The sequence below is a fragment of the Peribacillus sp. NPDC097295 genome (genome assembly GCF_044761665.1).
In the GTDB taxonomy this organism is placed as follows: domain Bacteria; phylum Bacillota; class Bacilli; order Bacillales; family DSM-1321; genus Peribacillus.
In genome coordinates, this window is record NZ_JBIWCW010000003.1 from 279,620 (window position 1) to 297,816 (window position 18,197).

The 18,197-nt window shown below is 43.0% G+C and carries 16 protein-coding genes; 9 read left to right on the top strand and 7 right to left on the bottom strand.

The features are described from left to right. Positions 1–65: 65 nt before the first annotated feature. Complete coding sequence (locus ACIQXN_RS07715; RefSeq protein WP_402964182.1) at positions 66–899, top strand: methyl-accepting chemotaxis protein; 834 nt, start codon at positions 66–68, stop codon at positions 897–899. Between the two features lie 56 nt (positions 900–955). On the opposite strand, the gene ACIQXN_RS07720 is transcribed toward ACIQXN_RS07715, so the two are convergent. After that, a complete protein-coding gene (locus tag ACIQXN_RS07720; protein WP_402964185.1) occupies positions 956–1,330 on the bottom strand; it encodes a YhjD family protein in 375 nt (124 codons plus the stop codon). A gap of 287 nt (positions 1,331–1,617) precedes the next feature. On the opposite strand from ACIQXN_RS07720, the gene ACIQXN_RS07725 reads away from it, so the two are divergent. The 6 genes from ACIQXN_RS07725 to ACIQXN_RS07750 all read left to right on the top strand — a co-directional run bounded on the left by ACIQXN_RS07725 (position 1,618) and on the right by ACIQXN_RS07750 (position 12,919). Then, positions 1,618–2,232, top strand: a complete 615-nt coding sequence (locus ACIQXN_RS07725; protein ID WP_402964188.1) for a TVP38/TMEM64 family protein — start codon at positions 1,618–1,620, stop codon at positions 2,230–2,232. Between the two features lie 272 nt (positions 2,233–2,504). Next, entirely contained in the window at positions 2,505–2,630 is a 126-nt protein-coding gene (locus ACIQXN_RS07730; protein ID WP_402964191.1) for a hypothetical protein, read from the top strand. 128 nt (positions 2,631–2,758) lie between these two features. Continuing rightward, the gene (gene addB, locus ACIQXN_RS07735) at positions 2,759–6,253 is read left to right on the top strand and encodes a helicase-exonuclease AddAB subunit AddB (RefSeq protein ID WP_402964194.1); all 3,495 of its coding nucleotides are present in this window, start codon (positions 2,759–2,761) and stop codon (positions 6,251–6,253) included. Then, a complete protein-coding gene (gene addA, locus ACIQXN_RS07740) occupies positions 6,250–9,984 on the top strand; it encodes a helicase-exonuclease AddAB subunit AddA (protein ID WP_402964197.1) in 3,735 nt (1,244 codons plus the stop codon). Before addB ends, addA begins: the two co-directional genes overlap by 4 nt. Before the next feature lie 138 nt (positions 9,985–10,122). Next, complete coding sequence (gene trpB, locus ACIQXN_RS07745; protein WP_402964200.1) at positions 10,123–11,286, top strand: tryptophan synthase subunit beta; 1,164 nt, start codon at positions 10,123–10,125, stop codon at positions 11,284–11,286. 373 nt (positions 11,287–11,659) lie between these two features. Continuing rightward, the gene (locus ACIQXN_RS07750) at positions 11,660–12,919 is read left to right on the top strand and encodes a S8 family peptidase (RefSeq protein ID WP_402964203.1); all 1,260 of its coding nucleotides are present in this window, start codon (positions 11,660–11,662) and stop codon (positions 12,917–12,919) included. Positions 12,920–13,035: 116 nt separating this feature from the next. Here ACIQXN_RS07750 and ACIQXN_RS07755 read toward each other — a convergent pair whose 3' ends face one another. From ACIQXN_RS07755 to ACIQXN_RS07780, 6 genes are all read right to left on the bottom strand, one after another. After that, on the bottom strand, positions 13,036–13,254 hold the full coding sequence (locus ACIQXN_RS07755; protein WP_402964206.1) for a spore germination protein: 219 nt from the start codon (positions 13,252–13,254) through the stop codon (positions 13,036–13,038). Between the two features lie 15 nt (positions 13,255–13,269). Next, positions 13,270–13,677, bottom strand: a complete 408-nt coding sequence (locus ACIQXN_RS07760) for a spore germination protein GerPE (RefSeq protein ID WP_402964209.1) — start codon at positions 13,675–13,677, stop codon at positions 13,270–13,272. A 5-nt stretch (positions 13,678–13,682) separates the two neighbouring features. Beyond that, a complete protein-coding gene (locus ACIQXN_RS07765; protein ID WP_402964212.1) occupies positions 13,683–13,862 on the bottom strand; it encodes a spore gernimation protein GerPD in 180 nt (59 codons plus the stop codon). Then, positions 13,852–14,463, bottom strand: coding sequence for a spore germination protein GerPC (gerPC, locus tag ACIQXN_RS07770; protein WP_402964215.1), 612 nt, complete (start codon positions 14,461–14,463; stop codon positions 13,852–13,854). The genes ACIQXN_RS07765 and gerPC overlap by 11 nt, the downstream gene beginning before the upstream one ends. 77 nt (positions 14,464–14,540) lie before the next feature. Next, entirely contained in the window at positions 14,541–14,753 is a 213-nt protein-coding gene (locus ACIQXN_RS07775; RefSeq protein WP_402964218.1) for a spore germination protein GerPB, read from the bottom strand. Between the two features lie 22 nt (positions 14,754–14,775). Continuing rightward, entirely contained in the window at positions 14,776–14,997 is a 222-nt protein-coding gene (locus tag ACIQXN_RS07780) for a spore germination protein (RefSeq protein WP_402964221.1), read from the bottom strand. Between the two features lie 222 nt (positions 14,998–15,219). Here ACIQXN_RS07780 and ACIQXN_RS07785 point away from each other — a divergent pair, with 222 nt between their 5' ends. Further along, positions 15,220–16,812 (top strand): long-chain-fatty-acid--CoA ligase, encoded by a 1,593-nt coding sequence (locus tag ACIQXN_RS07785; protein ID WP_402964224.1) that lies wholly within the window; start codon positions 15,220–15,222, stop codon positions 16,810–16,812. Positions 16,813–16,913: 101 nt separating this feature from the next. Next, positions 16,914–18,155, top strand: a complete 1,242-nt coding sequence (locus ACIQXN_RS07790) for a DUF418 domain-containing protein (protein WP_402964227.1) — start codon at positions 16,914–16,916, stop codon at positions 18,153–18,155. The last annotated feature ends 42 nt before the right edge of the window (positions 18,156–18,197 follow it).

An 18,197-nucleotide genomic window follows, 5' to 3' on the forward strand; every position in this document is an offset into this window, starting at 1 on the left:
ATATTTACTAGAACAGTATTCTTTGGTAAAATTTAGCTTTATAGTAGGGATGGAGTGTTACAGCAATGTATAACAAAATGTTAGGGAAAATTGAATCGCTGGAAAGTTTAGTTAATATGGTACCTATAATTAAAGCGGCCGTTCCCTCTGATTTATCGATTGCCATATGTGATTTAGAAAAATTCATTGCCTATTTTCCTGGTGAAAGAATAAATCTACTGATCCAAAAAGGACAGTCCTTAAATCCAGAAGAACCCCTCGCGATAGCATTGCGTGAGGATAAATCATTAAGATCGGATGTGCCGGCTGATTTTTATGGTTTTGAGTTTACTGGAACAGCCGTGCCTCTTCATGATGAAAATAATCAAGTCATTGGCGGTATCGCTATCCAAATACGAAGGCAAAGTGAACTAAGGTCGATTGCGGATCAAATTTCAGTATCATTGAGTCAAGCCAATGAGCGAATCTTCGATATTGCGGAAGGTTCTCATACATTAGCAGGTGTTTCCACTGAACTTCTAACATCCTCTCACAAGGCTGGGGAAGATGTTAAAAACACAGATGAAATCTTGTCCATGATAAAAAGAGTTGCAACCCAAACCAATTTATTAGGGTTAAATGCAGCTATAGAGGCCGCGCGTGCAGGTGAAAAGGGTAAAGGGTTCGAAGTGGTAGCCAAGGAGATTAGGAAGTTTTCCAAAGAAACGGTCACTTCCACTCAAATGATACGTGAGAAATTAGTGCAAATCCAAGAAGTGACTCAACAAATGGGGACATCGATTGAGCGAGTGGCTTCCGTGGGCCAAGACCAGGCTGCTTCCATTGAGGAAATCTCCACTTTCGTAGAAGAAATCAAAAAGATGTCCGATAAGCTCAACCAATTTACTAATAAATTATAAAAGGAAGTCAACAGTGATTGTTGGCTTTTTCATTGTTCCTGGAAAGAGAAGGAGAGCTAAATTTTCTCTGTTTTGGTTCCTTTTTGAAAAAGGTAATGACATAGTATCTCTTCCGTTTTGTTCCGTAGACGGGGATTAAAATAGTTATGGTGCTCTTCGTACCCTTTATATAAAAAGCAATACATAGTAAAAGATTCATCGCTAGTTAATTTGCTTACCTTGATATTCCCCTTTCGTAAATAGCGACGTACCTCGACAAGGTCTTCCTGGACGGATTTAAGAGCATGTTCGATAAGCCCCAAATAAGGCCTTTTTAATTTAAAAGGACTTGATTCGATGACCTTGAGATCCCGGTTTAAGACTGTAATCACCATGGGAAGGTAGATGGCTCTTTCAATCATATTTCGGTCATCCTCTGGTATGCGGGTCATCTTGACCGCCCCTTTCTAGTAAACGTTTTCTTATGTTATGTATGGTGAAATAAAAGTAGAACACATGTTCTTTTATATCCTAACTGAATCATATTTTATATGCAAGCCGTTTTGCCAATCACGTAAAATTTTTGTTAATAAGATTATGATTTCCTGAGATAGGGAAAGTATGATGATAGATGGGTATTTATTCTTGCAATTTTAGGGGAAAGTGTTATATCTAAAATAGGACGGATTTTTTATTAAGAGACGCTGCTTGAATAGTGAGCAAGCCGAGGGAGATAGTCATGAATCTTGATACTATACTTGAGTGGATGACACTTGAACATATATCAGAACTTATCAAGCAATACCGTTCATTCGGTCCAATTCCTGGAATTTTACTGCCGATGCTCGAATCATTTTTGCCTTTTTTGCCATTGTTCGTTTTTGTCGTAGCCAATGCTACCGCTTTTGGCCTTTGGTGGGGATTCTTATTTTCCTGGATTGGAGCGGTAGGCGGTGCTTTTCTGATTTTTTTAGTCATTAGAAGATACGGACAGATGAGGTTCTTTAGCTTTCTTCAAAAACATAAGCGGGTACAAAGGTTGATGCACTGGGTGGAAAGTCATGGTTTCGGGCCATTATTTCTCTTGCTTTGTTTCCCTTTCACGCCATCTGCCATCGTGAATATCGTGGCAGGACTTTCAAAAGTGAGTACGTTGCAATATGGCCTGGCAGTAATAGCCGGAAAAGCGGTGATGATCTTTACAATCAGTTTTGTTGGTTATGATATTGTATCGCTCATTCATAAGCCCGTACGTACAGTGATTGTCGGAATCATCATCTTCATCCTATGGTTTGTAGGAAAAAGATTAGAGGTGCGGTTAAATAAAAGCATGAAGAGGGAAGAAGGGAAATGAATTACACGCAGTAGAAGTTGGCACTCTAATCATCCAGCTGGATGAAAACGGCAATCGATGTAGGCGAGAATTGTGTCAAACGGGATTGGCTTTCTAGAAGTTAATGTCTACATAAAGGGTAAGAAAGTGTCTGAACGAAGGGTATCCAGGGCAGGATTTCATGGGTAGCTTTACAAGAAAGAATGGACCACATACAAGATGCCTTATGACATACTTTCCTTAACGCTGATAAATCGACTTGTAAGGAAAGCCGCATTTTTGGATATGTTTCCATGAATAAGCTTGAAGGTAAAGCGAATCCAAGATATTGGCCAATAACCTTGATTTTAAAGGAAGTACTGCAGGAGCCTGGATTAGAAGGGCTTTTTCTTTTGGTTAAAATGCGAACGTATGATTGATATTTTTCTTTGTGTAAAGGTAAAATTAAAGGAAGATAATCATAATTGGAAAATGAATCGTATCTAAAAGTGGACTGTATTTCTGGTATGATAGGTCTAGATATAATGAAGTAAAAGGGGGGAAACAGATGTCACTCCGTTTTTTAATGGGAAGGTCGGGCACAGGTAAAACGTCGAAGGTCTTGGACGAAATCCGCACAGGCTTAATGGAAGATCCTGAAGGTGATCCGATTATCTATCTTGTTCCTGATCAAATGACATTTTTATCCGAATATAAATTAATCAAAACACCGGGTCTCGAAGGAATGATTCGAACGCAAGTTTTCAGTTTTAGCCGGCTGGCATGGCGCGTTCTCCAGGAGACAGGCGGGATGAGCCGAATCCATTTGGACAGTGTTGGCGTTAATATGCTGATACGTAAGATCATGGAGGATAAAAAAGATGAATTGAAAATGTTCCGGCGATCGGCTGACAAGCAGGGATTCGTCGCCCAGATGGAACAGATGCTTGCCGAATTCAAGCAGTACTGCATCCAGCCAGGTGACATTCGAAATTATTTGGAGGAAAGTTCGCCGGGTGGCAGTGGAGTACAGGATAAATTATACGATCTTGAGCTCATCTATCAATCATTTGAGGATGAAATGATCGGCAAATATTTAGATTCAGAGGATTATTTTACTTTATTGATAGAAAAGATGGCAGAGTCCTCTTATATAAAAAGTGCGGATATCTATATAGATGGTTTTTACAGTTTGACACCACAGGAACTAATGATTGTGGAAGAAATGATGAAGCTATGTAAGAGTGTAACGATTGCGTTGACACTCGATCAGCCCTATAGACAATTTCCGCCGGATGACCTGCACTTATTCAGGCAAACGGGAAATCTATATCATCAACTTTATCAAGCGGGACAAAGAACGGGGATTTTCATTGAGGAAGACCACATTCTGAACAGCACGGCGAAATTCGATGGGAATCCTGGGATAAAACATCTCGAAACTCATTTTGCCCTTCGTCCTGCACAAAAGTACGATCGGCCATCCGGTGTAACGATCGCACAGGCCGTTAACCGCAGAGCAGAGATTGAAGGGGTGGCCCGGAATATCTTGACGCTCGTCAGACAAGAACAGTTCCGTTTTCGAGATATTGCGATTTTAGTGCGAAATGGGGCTGCATACGAAGATATACTACAAACGGTTTTCCGTGATTATCAAATTCCCCTTTTCGTCGATTCCAAACGCACGATGCTCAATCACCCATTGATTGAGCTGATACGGTCGACTTTGGAAATCATCAATGGATTTTGGCGCTATGAACCGGTATTTCGTGCAATCAAGACAGAGCTTCTCTTTCCCTTGCAGCAAAGTCATGACCGAATGCGTGAACAGGTGGATAAGCTTGAAAATTACGTGCTTGCCCGGGGGATTAAGGGGGCTGGATGGACAACCAAGGATCGCTGGACATATCGCCGATTCCGTGGATTGGAGCTCGAGGATCGTCCCCAAACGAGTAAGGAAATGCAACTGGAGCAAGAGCTCAATGACCTGAAGCAGTTATTTACAGAGCCTATTATTAAGCTATCAAAACGTATGAAAAAAGCTTTGAACGGCCGGGAATTGTGTGAGGCCCTTTATTTATATTTGGAAGAATTGCATGTACCGGAAAAATTGGAAAAATTGAAGCTTGAAGCAGAAGAGGACGGCGATCTGGTATCAGCTAGGGAGCATGAACAATCGTGGAATGCGGTTGTTGATTTGCTAGATCAATTCGTGGAACTGTTAAGTGAAGAGGAAATTTCCTTGAAACAGTTTGCGATCATTATAGAAGCAGGTCTGGAATCATTGGAATTTTCCTTAGTACCACAGGCGATCGATCAAGTTCTTGTCGCTAATCTTGACCTTTCTCGACTGGATGATGTGAAGGCTGCTTTCGTTATTGGCCTGAATGAAGGGGTCTTACCGGGAAAAGCCGTTTCCGATGGAGTGTTTTCCGATAGTGACCGCGAAAAGCTATTGGCGAGTGGGCTTGATGTTGCACCGAGTTCGAAGATTCGCCTTCTGGATGAGGAATTCACGGCGTATAAAGCATTCACTACACCGTCAACATCTCTTTATTTATCATATCCGCTTGCTGATGAAGAAGGAAAAGCCCTTCTGCCTTCCTCCTATTTAAAAAGAGTGAGAGATGTATTACCGTATGTATCCGAGGCTTTTTATATGAACGATCCGTCCGACCTGCCTGCAGAGGAACAGGTGAAATATGCAGCAAATCATGAGGTGGCCCTGTCTTATCTAGCTGCGCAGTTGCAGCTGAAAAAACGGAACTACCCTATCCATCCACTTTGGTGGGATGTGTATAACGCCATCATGGAGGATGAGAAGGTTGGCCCGATTGCAACGAAGGTCCTGTCCAGTCTTTTTTACCAAAATAAAACGATGAAACTGTCTGAGGAAACGAGTAAACAATTATACGGTGAAACCATTTTAACAAGTGTATCGAGAATGGAGATGTTCAATAGCTGCCCGTTTTCCCATTATGCCGCTCATGGTTTGAAATTAAGAGAACGGCAAGTATTCCGTCTGGATGCACCGGATATCGGTGAAATGTTCCATGGGGCATTAAAAATGATTTCGGATTATTTAAATGAGCATGATATCCCGTGGTCTTCCCTGACCAAAGAGCAATGTTTGGAGTTGGCGAGACGGGCGGTGGAACAGCTTGCACCTAAGCTTCAAAATCAAATCCTGCTAAGTACGAACCGCCACCATTACTTGCGTAGGAAATTGGAGCATGTAATCGGCCGGGCTTCAATCGTCTTAAGCGACCATGCCAAGGTAAGTGGATTTGCGCCCATCGGATTGGAACTAGGCTTTGGGAAAAATGGAGAACTGCCCCCACTATCGTTCACTCTGAAAAATGGGACGAAGATGGAATTGATTGGGCGGATAGACCGGGTGGATAAAGCCGATGAAGGCGAGGGCGGCGTCTATTTGCGCGTCCTGGATTATAAATCGAGTGAAAAGGAACTGAACATGAGTGAAGTCTATTATGGACTTGCCCTGCAAATGCTGACTTACCTCGATATCGTCGTTTCACAATCCCAATCGCTTATCGGTAAAGAGGCGATCCCAGCAGGTGTTCTTTATTTCCATGTCCATAATCCTGTCGTTAAATCTAAAGGGATGCTTAGCTTGGATAAAATTGATGAGGAAATTTATAAGAGTTTCAAAATGAATGGACTTGTATTAGACCAAACGAATGTCATCAAAATGATGGACACGTCTCTTGACATAGATACTTCCAGTAAATCAGACGTGATACCTGCAGGATTTAAAAAGGATGGTTCCCTTTTAGCGGCATCCAAAGTTGCCAGCCGGGAAGACTTCTCCCTGTTGAACAATCATGTTCGCAAGATCTATCAGGATTCAGGTAATCGGATGGTGGATGGAGATGTTGGCATCACTCCGTATAAAATGAAGGAAAAAACGCCATGTACTTTTTGTTCATTTAAATCGGTTTGCCAATTCGATCAATCGCTGGAGGAAAATCAATTTAGGAATTTGCCACAAAAGAAACAAAATGATGTTCTGGATTTATTGAGAGGGGAGGGTGAAAAATGAGTAAAACAAAGATTCCGATGATACCTGAAGGCGTGACGTGGACAGAAGACCAATGGAAGGCAATCTGGGCCAAAGATCAGGATATTCTGGTCGCTGCCGCTGCAGGTTCTGGGAAAACCGCGGTGCTGGTCAATCGCATTATTCAAAAGGTCATAACGGAAGATGATCCAATCGACGTGGATGAGTTATTGGTCGTGACCTTCACGAATGCTTCGGCCGCCGAAATGCGCCATAGGGTGAGCGAGGCATTAGAAAAGGAAATCAATGAAAATCCACAATCCCAGCATCTGCGTAAGCAACTAAGTCTGATTAATCGTGCGTCCATTTCTACGCTTCACTCCTTTTGTTTAGAAGTGATCAGGAAATATTATTATTTGACGGAGATTGATCCAGGCTTTAGGATTGCTGATTCCACTGAGGCACAACTACTGCGTGATGAAGTGATGGAAGAACTTTTCGAGGAGCAATATGGCCAGAGCGATAATGAAGCTTTCTTTAATTTGGTCGATGCCTTTACTAGCGACCGAAACGATGATGCACTTCAAGATATTGTCCGGTCACTCTATGATTTCTCCCGTTCGAACCCGAATCCGGATCAATGGCTCAATCATGCAGCTGAGATGTATGATTTGTCTGAAGAGGCGGGGATAGATGATCTTCCGTTTATCGAGTCCTTACAATTCGATATTGGTTTGCAACTGGACACAGCCAAGGATTTGTTGGAGAGATCTTTGGAACTGACAAAGGTTCCCGGCGGTCCTGCGCCAAGGGCGGAAAATTATTTAGCTGATCTCGATTTGGTAGCCAAACTGTCCCATGTTAAAGACCTTTCCTGGAATTCGCTGTATGAAGAAATCCAAAACGTGAAATTCGGAACGGCAAAACGTTGTACAGGAGAGGATTTTGACAAGGAAATAGTGGATGAAGCCACTAAGCATCGAGATAAAGCGAAGAAAATCATTAAATCACTGCAGGAAGAGCTTTTTTCGCGTAAGCCTGAAAGTTATCTACGTGATATTCGCGAATTGAAGGGGTATGTCGATACACTCATCATGCTCGTTAAACAGTTTGAGAAAAAATTCTTTGCCGCAAAATCCGAAAAAAACTTGGTCGATTTCGCCGATTTGGAGCATTATTGCCTCCAAATCTTGACGGGCGAAACAATAGATGGGGAACGAAAGCCATCAGAGGCCGCGATTGAATATCGGAATCAGTTCAAAGAGGTACTTGTCGATGAATATCAAGATACGAACCTTGTTCAGGAATCGATTTTAAAACTGGTGACGGCCGATGGTGAATATAACGGGAACCTGTTCATGGTAGGAGATGTCAAACAATCGATTTACCGTTTTAGGCTAGCCGAACCGAATTTATTCATTGGAAAGTACACGCGCTTCAATCATGACGGTGCAGATTCCGGATTGAGGATTGATTTGAATCGGAATTTCCGGAGTCGGAAGGAAGTTCTTGAAGGGACGAACTTCTTGTTTCAACAGCTGATGGGTCTCACAGTCGGCGAGATTGATTATGATGAGGATGCACAATTGAAAAAAGGCGCGCCATACCCGGAAGAGAATGCCTATCCTATTGAACTTCATTTAATTGATGGAGCAGCTGATACAGGAGAGGCCCAGGAAACCGAGGAAACGGAAATAGGATTTGAAGCCGAGGAATTGGAAAAGGCGCAGTTGGAAGCAAGGATGATGGCGAGGCTCATAAAAAAGGCCATAAACGAGAAACAACAAATCTATGATACGAAAACCAATCAATACCGTTCAGCGACATACCGGGATATGGTCATTCTCCTTCGTTCCATGCCATGGGCTCCGCAAATCATGGAGGAGTTTAAGAAGCAGGGGATCCCTGTCTATGCCAACTTGTCCTCCGGATACTTTGAAGCTACCGAAGTGGCCATCATGATTTCCTTGTTAAAAGTCATAGATAATCCCCAACAGGATATCCCTTTGGCTTCCGTTCTCCGTTCGCCGATCGTAGGAATGGATGAGGAAGAAATGTCCCAAATCCGTTTATATCATACGGGCACCTACTACGAGGCGTTAGCAGATTTTTATAGAAAAGGTGACCCTGATGAATACCCGGATCTTTACGTTAAGGCTTCTTCCTTTTATAAAAAGTTGGTGAAGTGGCGGAAACTGGCCAGACAGGAAGCATTATCCGATTTAATCTGGCTTTTATACCGCGAAACACAATTTTACGATTTTGCAGGGGGAATGCCGGGCGGCAAACAGCGCCAGGCCAATTTAAGGGCATTGTATGATCGGGCCAGACAATATGAAGCGAGTTCGTTCCGTGGGCTTTTCCGTTTCTTGCGTTTCATCGAACGAATGCAGGAGCGTGGAGATGATTTAGGAGCGGCACGGGCTTTAGGTGAACAGGAAGATGTTGTCCGCCTGATGACAATCCATTCCTCAAAAGGTCTGGAGTTTCCCATTGTGTTTATTGCTGGTCTTTCCAGGCAATTCAATATGATGGATTTGAGGAAGCCCTATTTACTGGATAAGGATTATGGCTTTGCAGCTAAATATGTCAATTCCGAGTTGCGGATAACGTATCCATCCCTCCCACAGCTCGCATTTAAGAAAAAGAAACAGTTAGAGTTGATTGCTGAGGAAATGCGTGTTCTCTACGTAGCGTTGACAAGGGCGAAGGAAAAGCTCCATCTCATTGCCAGCATCAGTGATGCCGAAAAAACACAGCAAAAGTGGATCAGTAATGCCTCGCATGGTGAATGGCTTTTGAAGGATTATATACGGGCAGGAGCTAAAAGCTACCTTGATTGGATTGGTCCATCCCTTGTGCGTCATCGTGACTTTGGTGGTTTCTCGGGGGCAGGCTTTGAAATGGAGTCCCATCCATCAAATTGGTCCATCTCTGTCATCCCGATTGAGGAGCTGACGATCCTGAATGATGAAAGTGCACTCATACAGGAGCAATTGCTAGAGCATGTTCAAAAGTCCGAGAAGGTAGAACTGGAATCTGAGTTTGCTCATGCTGTTAAGGATCAACTTAATTGGGAATATGGCCAACATGAGGCGACTGTGCACAGATCCAAGCAGTCGGTTTCTGAACTGAAGCGTCAATATGAGCTGAGGGATGAACAGAGCTCTACGGAATTATTGCGTAAATTCAAGAGTCCGATTACGAAGCGCCCAGTCTTCATGCAAGAAAAGTCCCTGACACCGGCTGAAAGAGGTACGATAACGCATTTAGTCATGCAACATATTGATTTGAAATCAGAAATCACTCTTTCATCGATTCAGCAATTGCTTGTTGACTTGATTCAGCGCGAGCTTTTGACTGAGGAACAGAGAGAAGCGGTAAATCCAGAAACGATTATCGACTTCTTTGAAAGTGATATCGGCAAAAGGCTGCAAAATGCGCCGAGCATTCGACGTGAAGTGCCGTTTACGATGTCATTGCCAGCTAAAGAGGCTTATAGTGATTGGAAAATGGGCGAAGAGGAAATCCTGATTCAGGGTGTCATCGATTGTATCTTTGAAGATGAACAAGGCCTTGTGCTTCTAGATTATAAAACGGATACGATAACCGGCCGTTTCGCTAGTGGATATGAAGGGGCGAAAGAAATCCTTGCTGACCGCTACCGCATGCAACTGGAACTTTACACAAGAGCCGTTGAAGGGATCATGAATAAAAAAGTGACAAGCCGTTATTTATTCTTCTTTGATGGATCGCATTTATTAGAAATGTAAGAGAGTGGGGTGTCCTGCAACTGTGGGGCACCCCTTTTTTTGAAAAGGTCACAAACAATAGAATTTGAGAAAAAGAGGGGCTTTGCCGTATACTTGAATTGTAAGATAAATAGTGCGTGTAAAGGAGCAGAGTGGAGTATGAATAGTGAGCAGATGAGCAGAGGATACTTTGGAGAGTTCGGAGGAAGTTTTGTACCAAAAGAACTTCAAGGAGTAATGGATATTTTAGAAGAAGCATTCATGAAATATAAAGATGATCCTGAATTTAAAGAGGAATTTCAATATTATTTAAGAGAATATGTAGGTCGGGAAAATCCACTGACCTATGCACGAAATTTAACGAAAAAGATTGGTGGAGCCAAGATCTATTTGAAGCGGGAGGACCTGAATCATACGGGGGCCCACAAAATCAATAATGCCATTGGACAGATACTTCTGGCTAAACGAATGGGTGCAAAGCGCATCATTGCAGAAACGGGAGCAGGACAGCATGGTGTTGCAACCGCTACGGCTTGTGCCATGTTTGGCTTGGAATGTGTAATTTATATGGGCAAGCTAGACACAGAGCGGCAGGCGTTGAACGTCTTTCGGATGGAATTGTTAGGGGCGAAGGTCATACCGGTTGAAAAGGGTCAGGGCCGGCTAAAAGATGCCGTTGATGAGGCATTGAATGACTTGGTTCAAAACTATGAAAATACATTTTACTTGCTGGGATCCGCTGTCGGACCCCATCCGTACCCTTCAATTGTCAAGCATTTTCAGTCCATCATCAGTGAAGAATCGAAACGTCAGATCATGGATAAGGAAGGGAAGCTACCAACTGCAATCATTGCTTGTACCGGTGGTGGTAGTAATGCGATTGGGGCTTTTGCTCACTATATCGATGAGGCGGATGTTCGCTTGATTGGTGTGGAACCGGCCGAAGCTCCAAGTATATCCCAAGGGGTTCCAGCTGTGCTGCATGGTTTTAAAAGCCTGACATTATTGGATGAGCAAGGAGATCCACAGCCGACTTTTTCGATTGCGGCAGGGTTGGATTATCCTAGCGTAGGTCCGGAGCATAGCTTCTTGAAGGAAAGCGGCAGGGCCGAGTATCGGACCATAAAAGGCGAGGAAGCGCTTGAAGCCTTTCAAGTATTGTCCAAAACGGAAGGGATCATTCCGGCGCTTGAAAGTTCGCATGCTGTAGCGTATGCCCTGGTCATGGCAAAAGAATTATCAAAGGATGACGTGTTGATTGTAAACTTATCGGGGCGTGGAGATAAAGACGTTGAGCAAGTGTTCAAGATGTTGAGTGAGTAATGTTCATAAACAAAAGGGGTTTGGAATGCTTCTATTCCAAACCCCTTTTGTTATCTGTTTTAAGAATGTGTCTTTTAGCCTGTCTTTTTTCGATAGGAATAATTAGTAAGGGAGTAAAGTAGGTAAATATTCTATTTTTATTTTCAATAAAAAGATTTCTGAAAATTTAGTCTTATTTTTCGCCTTAATTTGAGAAGTGTAGACTAGTGTGCATAAAAATTATATAGAAATCAGGTTCCAATACCTATGTTTGTATCGGAACGTAATTGAGTGTTTTGTCTGATAGTTAATTTATGACATTTTAAAATAAAATAGCTTTACAGCTTTAGAAATTCATACATAGAAGAGAGAAAAAGAGAGAGAGGGAAAGCAGATGAAGACGGGAAAAAGGATTGGTATGGCATTTCTATGTGTTGGGATGAGCTTCTCCATTTTTGCGAATGGAACGGAAGCCAAGCAAGGCGAGGAGCAACTAAAGGATGAAATTCGTGTTTACCTCAAAGGGTCGGACAATGAGCTGACAGAAGCCAAGAAGAAGTTTGGGCATGAGCGTAGTTTTGGCAAGGATGGATTTACGACCAATGTAAGCAGCGAAGAATATGAAACTTTGACAAAGGACGAAGACCTAAAGGTGGAAAAGGTAAGTAAATATACAATTGCGCAATCGATTCAACCCACTATCCAAGCGACGATCGCCGCGGTACCTTCCGCAAGGACGCCTTGGGGCATCAAGGCCATCTACAATGATCCATCCCTCACTAAAACATCGGGAGGGGACGGCATTAAAATCGCGGTGTTGGATACCGGGACAACAACAAAGCATACGGATTTAGCGGCAAATGTGGAGCAGTGCAAAGATTTTACTACCTCAACCACCTACGTCAATAACTCTTGTTCAGACAATAATGGACATGGGACGCATGTCTCCGGAACTGCCTTGGCAAACGGTGGCTCTGATGGAAGTGGGATATATGGAGTGGCACCTGAGGCAGAACTGTGGGCATACAAAGTACTGGGAGATGACGGTTCAGGATACTCCGATGATATCGCAGCCGCTATTCGCCATGCTGCCGATCAAAGTATAAGCACAGGATCCAAGGCCATTATATCGATGTCCTTAGGTTCAAGCTCGAAGGATTCCTTGATTTCAAGCGCAGTGGATTATGCCTATAACAAAGGTGTACTGGTCATTGCGGCTGCCGGGAACAGCGGATATTCAGCAAATACAATCGGTTATCCAGGTGCACTTCCGAATGCAGTGGCTGTAGCGGCTCTTGAAAATGTTCAGGCTAACGGCACATACAGGGTGGCCAATTATTCTTCCCGTGGAAATCCGAATACGGACGGAGACTTTGTAATCCAGGAAAAAGACCTGGAAGTGTCAGCCCCAGGCTCAGCCATTGAATCAACATGGATAAACGGTGGTTACAATACGATTAACGGAACTTCGATGGCTACACCGCATGTTTCAGGATTGGCGGCTAAAATCTGGTCCTCCAATAAGAACTTGACCAATGCACAAGTAAGGGCCCAATTACAAACAAAGGCAAAGGATTACGACATCAAGGGTGGATATGGTGCAGAAACTGGCGACGATTATGCATCAGGCTTCGGTTTCGTTCGTGTAAAATAAAAACGATCGAAAGAAATATCAAGATACTTCCCCCTAACATAAGTTGTTTCTGCACTTTATAAATAATTACTTCGTAAACAAACTGAAGCCTCCTGGAGACAGGAGGCTTTTAGACGCTAATTATTGCCTGCGATAGGCTGATCTACACCATTAACATCAATGACGTTGCTTCCGTTCAGGCCATTGGCGGTAAAAACGAGTGCACCCGTGTTCGCTGAGCCGGAGCCGGTGACGGATTTGCTTGCGGATTTCGGTGAGATGACGGCTGCGTCACCGAATAAAAGGTTTCCTGACCCGACATTAAATATTTGGACTGGACCTACAATGGCTGGCATATGATTTCTCCTTTATTAAGTTTCTTCTGATGTATTCTCGCTTGTTCCATCTTCGTTTTTCTCGGGAATCTGACGAATGTGCTTTATTCTTGATTCCATGCGTATATGACCTACATTCCCCACTCCTACGATGGAGGATGAAGATATCCCAATGATATCGATATTTCCAACTCGAATAAAGGGGTTTGGGTTTGAGAAGTGTGACACAATCGGTTCAGTAATCCTCGGAATATAGAAGGGCCGTGTAAAGATTTCATAATCATTGAAATTGGGTTCCGGTTCAGTGAATCTATCGCTTTTTTTCTGGACTGCCAAGGCTATCGCAGACCCGTCGATATAAGAACAGTCCCCAATCTGAAGGTTTGATGCAAATGAGAGGGTCTTGGTCGATATGGACTTCACTTTCGATATTCTATTAAACATATAATTTATCCTTTTGGAGTGAGTGGTACGAATGGTCCGATGATGAGCGACTCTGGGGGGGTATCGAATGCTGAAGATAGCTGGATGGTTTGTACGTCCCCGATGAGGAACAGGGCGGAGCTTGCTACCCCAGTCACTTTAATATCACCGACACATAGCTGATGGTTTGTTACATTAAACTCCATTTGGATTTCCTCCTGTCTCGGAATGAGAGTGTGTGATGAATTGAATCAATGCTTTTTGAATATCCGATTTTACTTTTTCTGTGATTTTTTCTTTCACATTTTCCCGCTGCTGAGGTGAACGTTCAGCATGGGAAAGATTATCAAAGTACATATTGATACGCTGATGAAGCTGGCGTTCTACATCCTGCCTCATGAAATCATGATATGAGGATTCTAGGGTGATTTGAAGCTGGGCTTCCGTATCCCGGATCATTTCCTCCAAGCCTGATAGGATATCATGGTAAATCTCCTGAGCGACTATCTCTCTGCCTGGAAATAGGAAAGGGCCGGGTTGGATGGGTTGATTGTTGACAGCAAACTCATCAATGTTATTTAAATCATTGGGATTCAGACCGATATTCAATGTTCCGTCCAATGACTCAACCTTTAACTGATCAAACTTATATTCAATTCGATCAACATGGATTGGTGGTTTATTTTTCATTTCGGTGAGTTCATCCGTCAGGCGTTTGAGTTCGTGTTCAAGTTTCATAATTCGCTTATCCTGGGCTTCAAGAAATCGCTGCATTTGTATGGAATACGAATATAAATCATGATCCACGATTTAAACACCTCACCTTCACCTAATGTTGATTTCATATATGGCAGTATATGAAATTGATCCATGTAGGTGAATGCCTATGTGTTAGGGGGGCTAAATGGGACGAAACTAGTCTCAGGCACTATATCTTCTTCAAGTAGTGGAGCGGGTTCAGTGAATCCACCTGTATTGGCTAACGTGGAGTACGGTTTAATCACTCCGGCACTTCCTATTTGAAAAACAGATGAATTGGATATGCTCTCGACTTTTATCATATTAATTTGAATCGTTTGGTGAATATTGAAGATCATGGTGTCCTCCCTTCCCAAAATGTTAGAGGTTTAATGCTACTGGCTGATCAACGCCATCTGAATCGTTTGTATTGGTGGTACTGTAGGCATTGTAAAGGGAAATGGATTCGCCTGTATTAAAAGAGCCAGCACCCGCAAACGTTTTTGAAGTGGAAAAAGGGCTGATCTTAAAGACGTCACCGATATGGACAACGCCACTACTCCCCACGTTGATCACTTGAATAACTCCTACGATAGCAGGCATGAAAATCATCCTTTTTTTCTGGTTTATCCCGGACTACAGGCAGTAAGGCTACTCTGAATGGATGCTTCCCTGTATTGTATGTTTTTCCTTTATCAATGTGATTCAATTGCCTAGCACCGCCTGCCTAGAAGTATCGATTGAAGAATATGGTAAATGATATACAATTATGGTAATATGATGATTAATTCTAAATTTTCAAACAAATAGAAAGAGGGGGATTAGATGAATGTACCTTTAGTGTTATCACATTTTTTGGACCGGGCAGCTTCACTTTATGCTGACAAGAAAGCGGTCATTGGTGATGATAAGGTCCTGACATACCGGGAACTGAATGGCAGGGTGAATCAGCTTTCCAATGGCTTGAGAGACCTTGGGATTACAAAGGGGGATAAGGTGGCGTATCTGGCACCGAATTCGATCGAAATGCTTGAAGGTTTTTACGGAGCGTTCCAGCTTGGAGCCGTAATGGTGCCTTTGAATATTCGACTGACTCCAGCGGATTATCTATTCATTTTAAATCATAGTGAGTCAAGGGTTCTGTTCGTGGATCAGGATTTATATCATCTGATCTCACCCGTTAAGGATCAGTTGGAATCAGTAGAGCATATCATCGTGCACTATAAAGAAGACGAAACAAATGAAATCGATTACAATGTCTGGCTAGGACGTTTTGAGAAAGAAAGCTTCGATAGGGAGCAAGTGGATGAAAATGATGTATCGAGCCTCCTATATACAAGTGGAACGACCGGTAATCCTAAAGGGGTGATGCTGACTCATCGCAATAACTATTTGCATGCGCTTAGTGCCATGCACCATTTCAGGGTCAATGACCGTGATACATATTTGCATGTACTGCCGATGTTTCACGTCAATGGCTGGGGTGCCCCTTTTTATTATACGGCCAATGGCGCTACGCAAGTCTGCTTAAGAAAATCAACACCAAAGTCCATTTTCAAAGCGATTGAGAAGTATAAAGTTTCCATCATGCATATGGCACCAACCGTCCTGAATTCATTGTTTCAATATTACGAAGGGAATGTACCGGCGATTGAACAGGATATTCGGATTGTGGTGGCTGGCTCGGCACCCCCGCCTGCCTTTGTAACAAGGGTGGAAAAAGAGCTGGGTTGGGAATTCATTCAAATTTATGGCATGACGGAATCTGCTCCAATAAGTTTAATTTCGGTGCCCCGTTCAGAATTCGTTGACCTACCAGAGAAAGAAAAATACAAAATGAAGGCGAAAGCTGGTTATCCCTGCATAGGCAGTGAGGTTAAGGTCGTTCACGACAATGGTGAGGAAGTCGCTCGTGACGGTGTCGATATCGGAGAAATCATTGTTCGTAGTCATGGTGTCATGTTGGGCTATTGGAAGAATGAAGAGGCAACCATGCAAACGCTCAAGAATGGCTGGCTACATACCGGTGATATGGCGACGATGGATAGGAATGGGAATATTGATATCGTCGATCGCAAGAAAGATATTATCATAAGTGGTGGAGAAAATATCTCGTCCATTGAAGTGGAAGGGATTTTATATGAGCATGAGGGTATCTTAGAAGCGGCAGTCATAGCCGTTCCACATGAAAAATGGGGAGAAACGCCACACGCCTTTATTGTCCTTAAGCCAGGTGTAGAATTGACCGAGGCGGATATCATGATGTTTACTAGAGAAAAACTGGCTCATTTCAAGGCAGTCACCAGTATCACATTCGTTAAGGAATTGCCAAAAACGGCTTCAGGTAAAATCCAGAAAATCCATCTTCGCAACGATTATTGGGAAGCGAAAGGTAAAACAGGAAGGTTCGTCAACTGATATGTGATAACGCCGCTTGAAGAAGAGCGGCGTTTTTACTAGTGCCCTCGAGGCTAGGGATGATATATTATCCTTAATGAAAGAATGGAGTAACAATCCAAATGCCTGTATGCGATACAGCTATCATGAATGAAGAAGGTGAAGGTATGAAAGATGCGTTTGCCCCCTTACAGGAAAGTAAGCGGATGCTCAGCATCGATATATTAAGAGGTATGGCCATCCTAGGGATTTTCTTGGTGAATATGCCTTCTTTTCACACGCCAATCTTGTATATAAATGGTGTATCTTATTGGGATGAGAGCTGGGACCGGGTGTTATACATATTCAGCGATATTTTTGCCCAAGCGAGTTTTTACCCGTTGTTTGCGTTCTTGTTTGGCTTCGGGGCTGTTATATTAGCCGTACGGAGTGTAGATAGGGGAGTTTCGTTTCCTTTTCTATTTATGAAGCGGTTATGTTTTCTATTGGCAGTAGGATGCCTCCATGCCTTTTTTATCTGGCATGGAGACATTCTTGTTAATTACGCAGTGTTTGGGTTTGTCTTTCTGTTTTTCTATAAATGGCAGGGAAAATATCTAATTTGGCTCGGATCGTTTTTATATATAGTTCCTTTCGCGGTGTTCGGAGCCTTTTTTCTCCTCATGAGCTTTGTCGATGGTGGATTGTTGGAGATTAAAAATGATGTAGCGATGATGAAACAGTCACTAGAGATCTATTCGGCGGGGAGCTTTATAGAAGTAACAGATCAAAGGATGAAAGACTGGTATATGGTGAATAATCCAGTGAATGCGATTTTCCTTTTCTTCTCCATCTTCCCTTTCTTCTTAATCGGAGCTGGCGTAGCAAAGCAAGGGTGGCTTCAGAATGTTTCTCGATATAAACGGTCATTGCGGATGTTGGCAATCATAAGCTTTCTAACAGGTCTGGCGATCAAGCTCTTGCCGTATATAACGGTTAATGATTATGGCACGACGTTCGTACAGGATTACTTCGGGGGACCGTTACTGACGATGTTTTATATTACCGCCATCGCACTGTTGGTGGAAAGGGCATGGGCTTATAAGTCGTGTTATCTGCTATCCTTCGTGGGAAGGATGTCGATGAGCAATTACTTATTTCAATCGATTGTTTGTTCCCTCATTTTTTACTCCTACGGTTTGGGATTGTACGGGAAAGTTAGATATACGGAAGGGTTTCTCCTGATGATGGCTGTCTTTTCTATACAGCTCTTGCTAAGCTATTGGTGGATGAAGCGTTTCCGTTTCGGCCCCGTGGAATATGTGTGGCGATTTATTACATATGGTAAGAAACCGGTCATGAAACGGGGGGAGGAGAGACCTTAAGGGGAAAGAATGACCGTTCATAAAATGGACACGTATTACATC

Bases quoted from the DNA above. Each gene is read 5' to 3' on its own strand.
- ACIQXN_RS07715 (WP_402964182.1), top strand. From the start codon at position 66: ATGTATAACAAAATGTTAGGGAAAATTGAATCGCTGGAAAGTTTAGTT.
- ACIQXN_RS07720 (WP_402964185.1), bottom strand. From the start codon at position 1,330: ATGACCCGCATACCAGAGGATGACCGAAATATGATTGAAAGAGCCATC.
- ACIQXN_RS07725 (WP_402964188.1), top strand. From the start codon at position 1,618: ATGAATCTTGATACTATACTTGAGTGGATGACACTTGAACATATATCA.
- ACIQXN_RS07730 (WP_402964191.1), top strand. From the start codon at position 2,505: ATGAATAAGCTTGAAGGTAAAGCGAATCCAAGATATTGGCCAATAACC.
- addB (WP_402964194.1), top strand. From the start codon at position 2,759: ATGTCACTCCGTTTTTTAATGGGAAGGTCGGGCACAGGTAAAACGTCG.
- addA (WP_402964197.1), top strand. From the start codon at position 6,250: ATGAGTAAAACAAAGATTCCGATGATACCTGAAGGCGTGACGTGGACA.
- trpB (WP_402964200.1), top strand. From the start codon at position 10,123: ATGAATAGTGAGCAGATGAGCAGAGGATACTTTGGAGAGTTCGGAGGA.
- ACIQXN_RS07750 (WP_402964203.1), top strand. From the start codon at position 11,660: ATGAAGACGGGAAAAAGGATTGGTATGGCATTTCTATGTGTTGGGATG.
- ACIQXN_RS07755 (WP_402964206.1), bottom strand. From the start codon at position 13,254: ATGCCAGCCATTGTAGGTCCAGTCCAAATATTTAATGTCGGGTCAGGA.
- ACIQXN_RS07760 (WP_402964209.1), bottom strand. From the start codon at position 13,677: ATGTTTAATAGAATATCGAAAGTGAAGTCCATATCGACCAAGACCCTC.
- ACIQXN_RS07765 (WP_402964212.1), bottom strand. From the start codon at position 13,862: ATGGAGTTTAATGTAACAAACCATCAGCTATGTGTCGGTGATATTAAA.
- ACIQXN_RS07775 (WP_402964218.1), bottom strand. From the start codon at position 14,753: ATGATCTTCAATATTCACCAAACGATTCAAATTAATATGATAAAAGTC.
- ACIQXN_RS07780 (WP_402964221.1), bottom strand. From the start codon at position 14,997: ATGCCTGCTATCGTAGGAGTTATTCAAGTGATCAACGTGGGGAGTAGT.
- ACIQXN_RS07785 (WP_402964224.1), top strand. From the start codon at position 15,220: ATGAATGTACCTTTAGTGTTATCACATTTTTTGGACCGGGCAGCTTCA.
- ACIQXN_RS07790 (WP_402964227.1), top strand. From the start codon at position 16,914: ATGCCTGTATGCGATACAGCTATCATGAATGAAGAAGGTGAAGGTATG.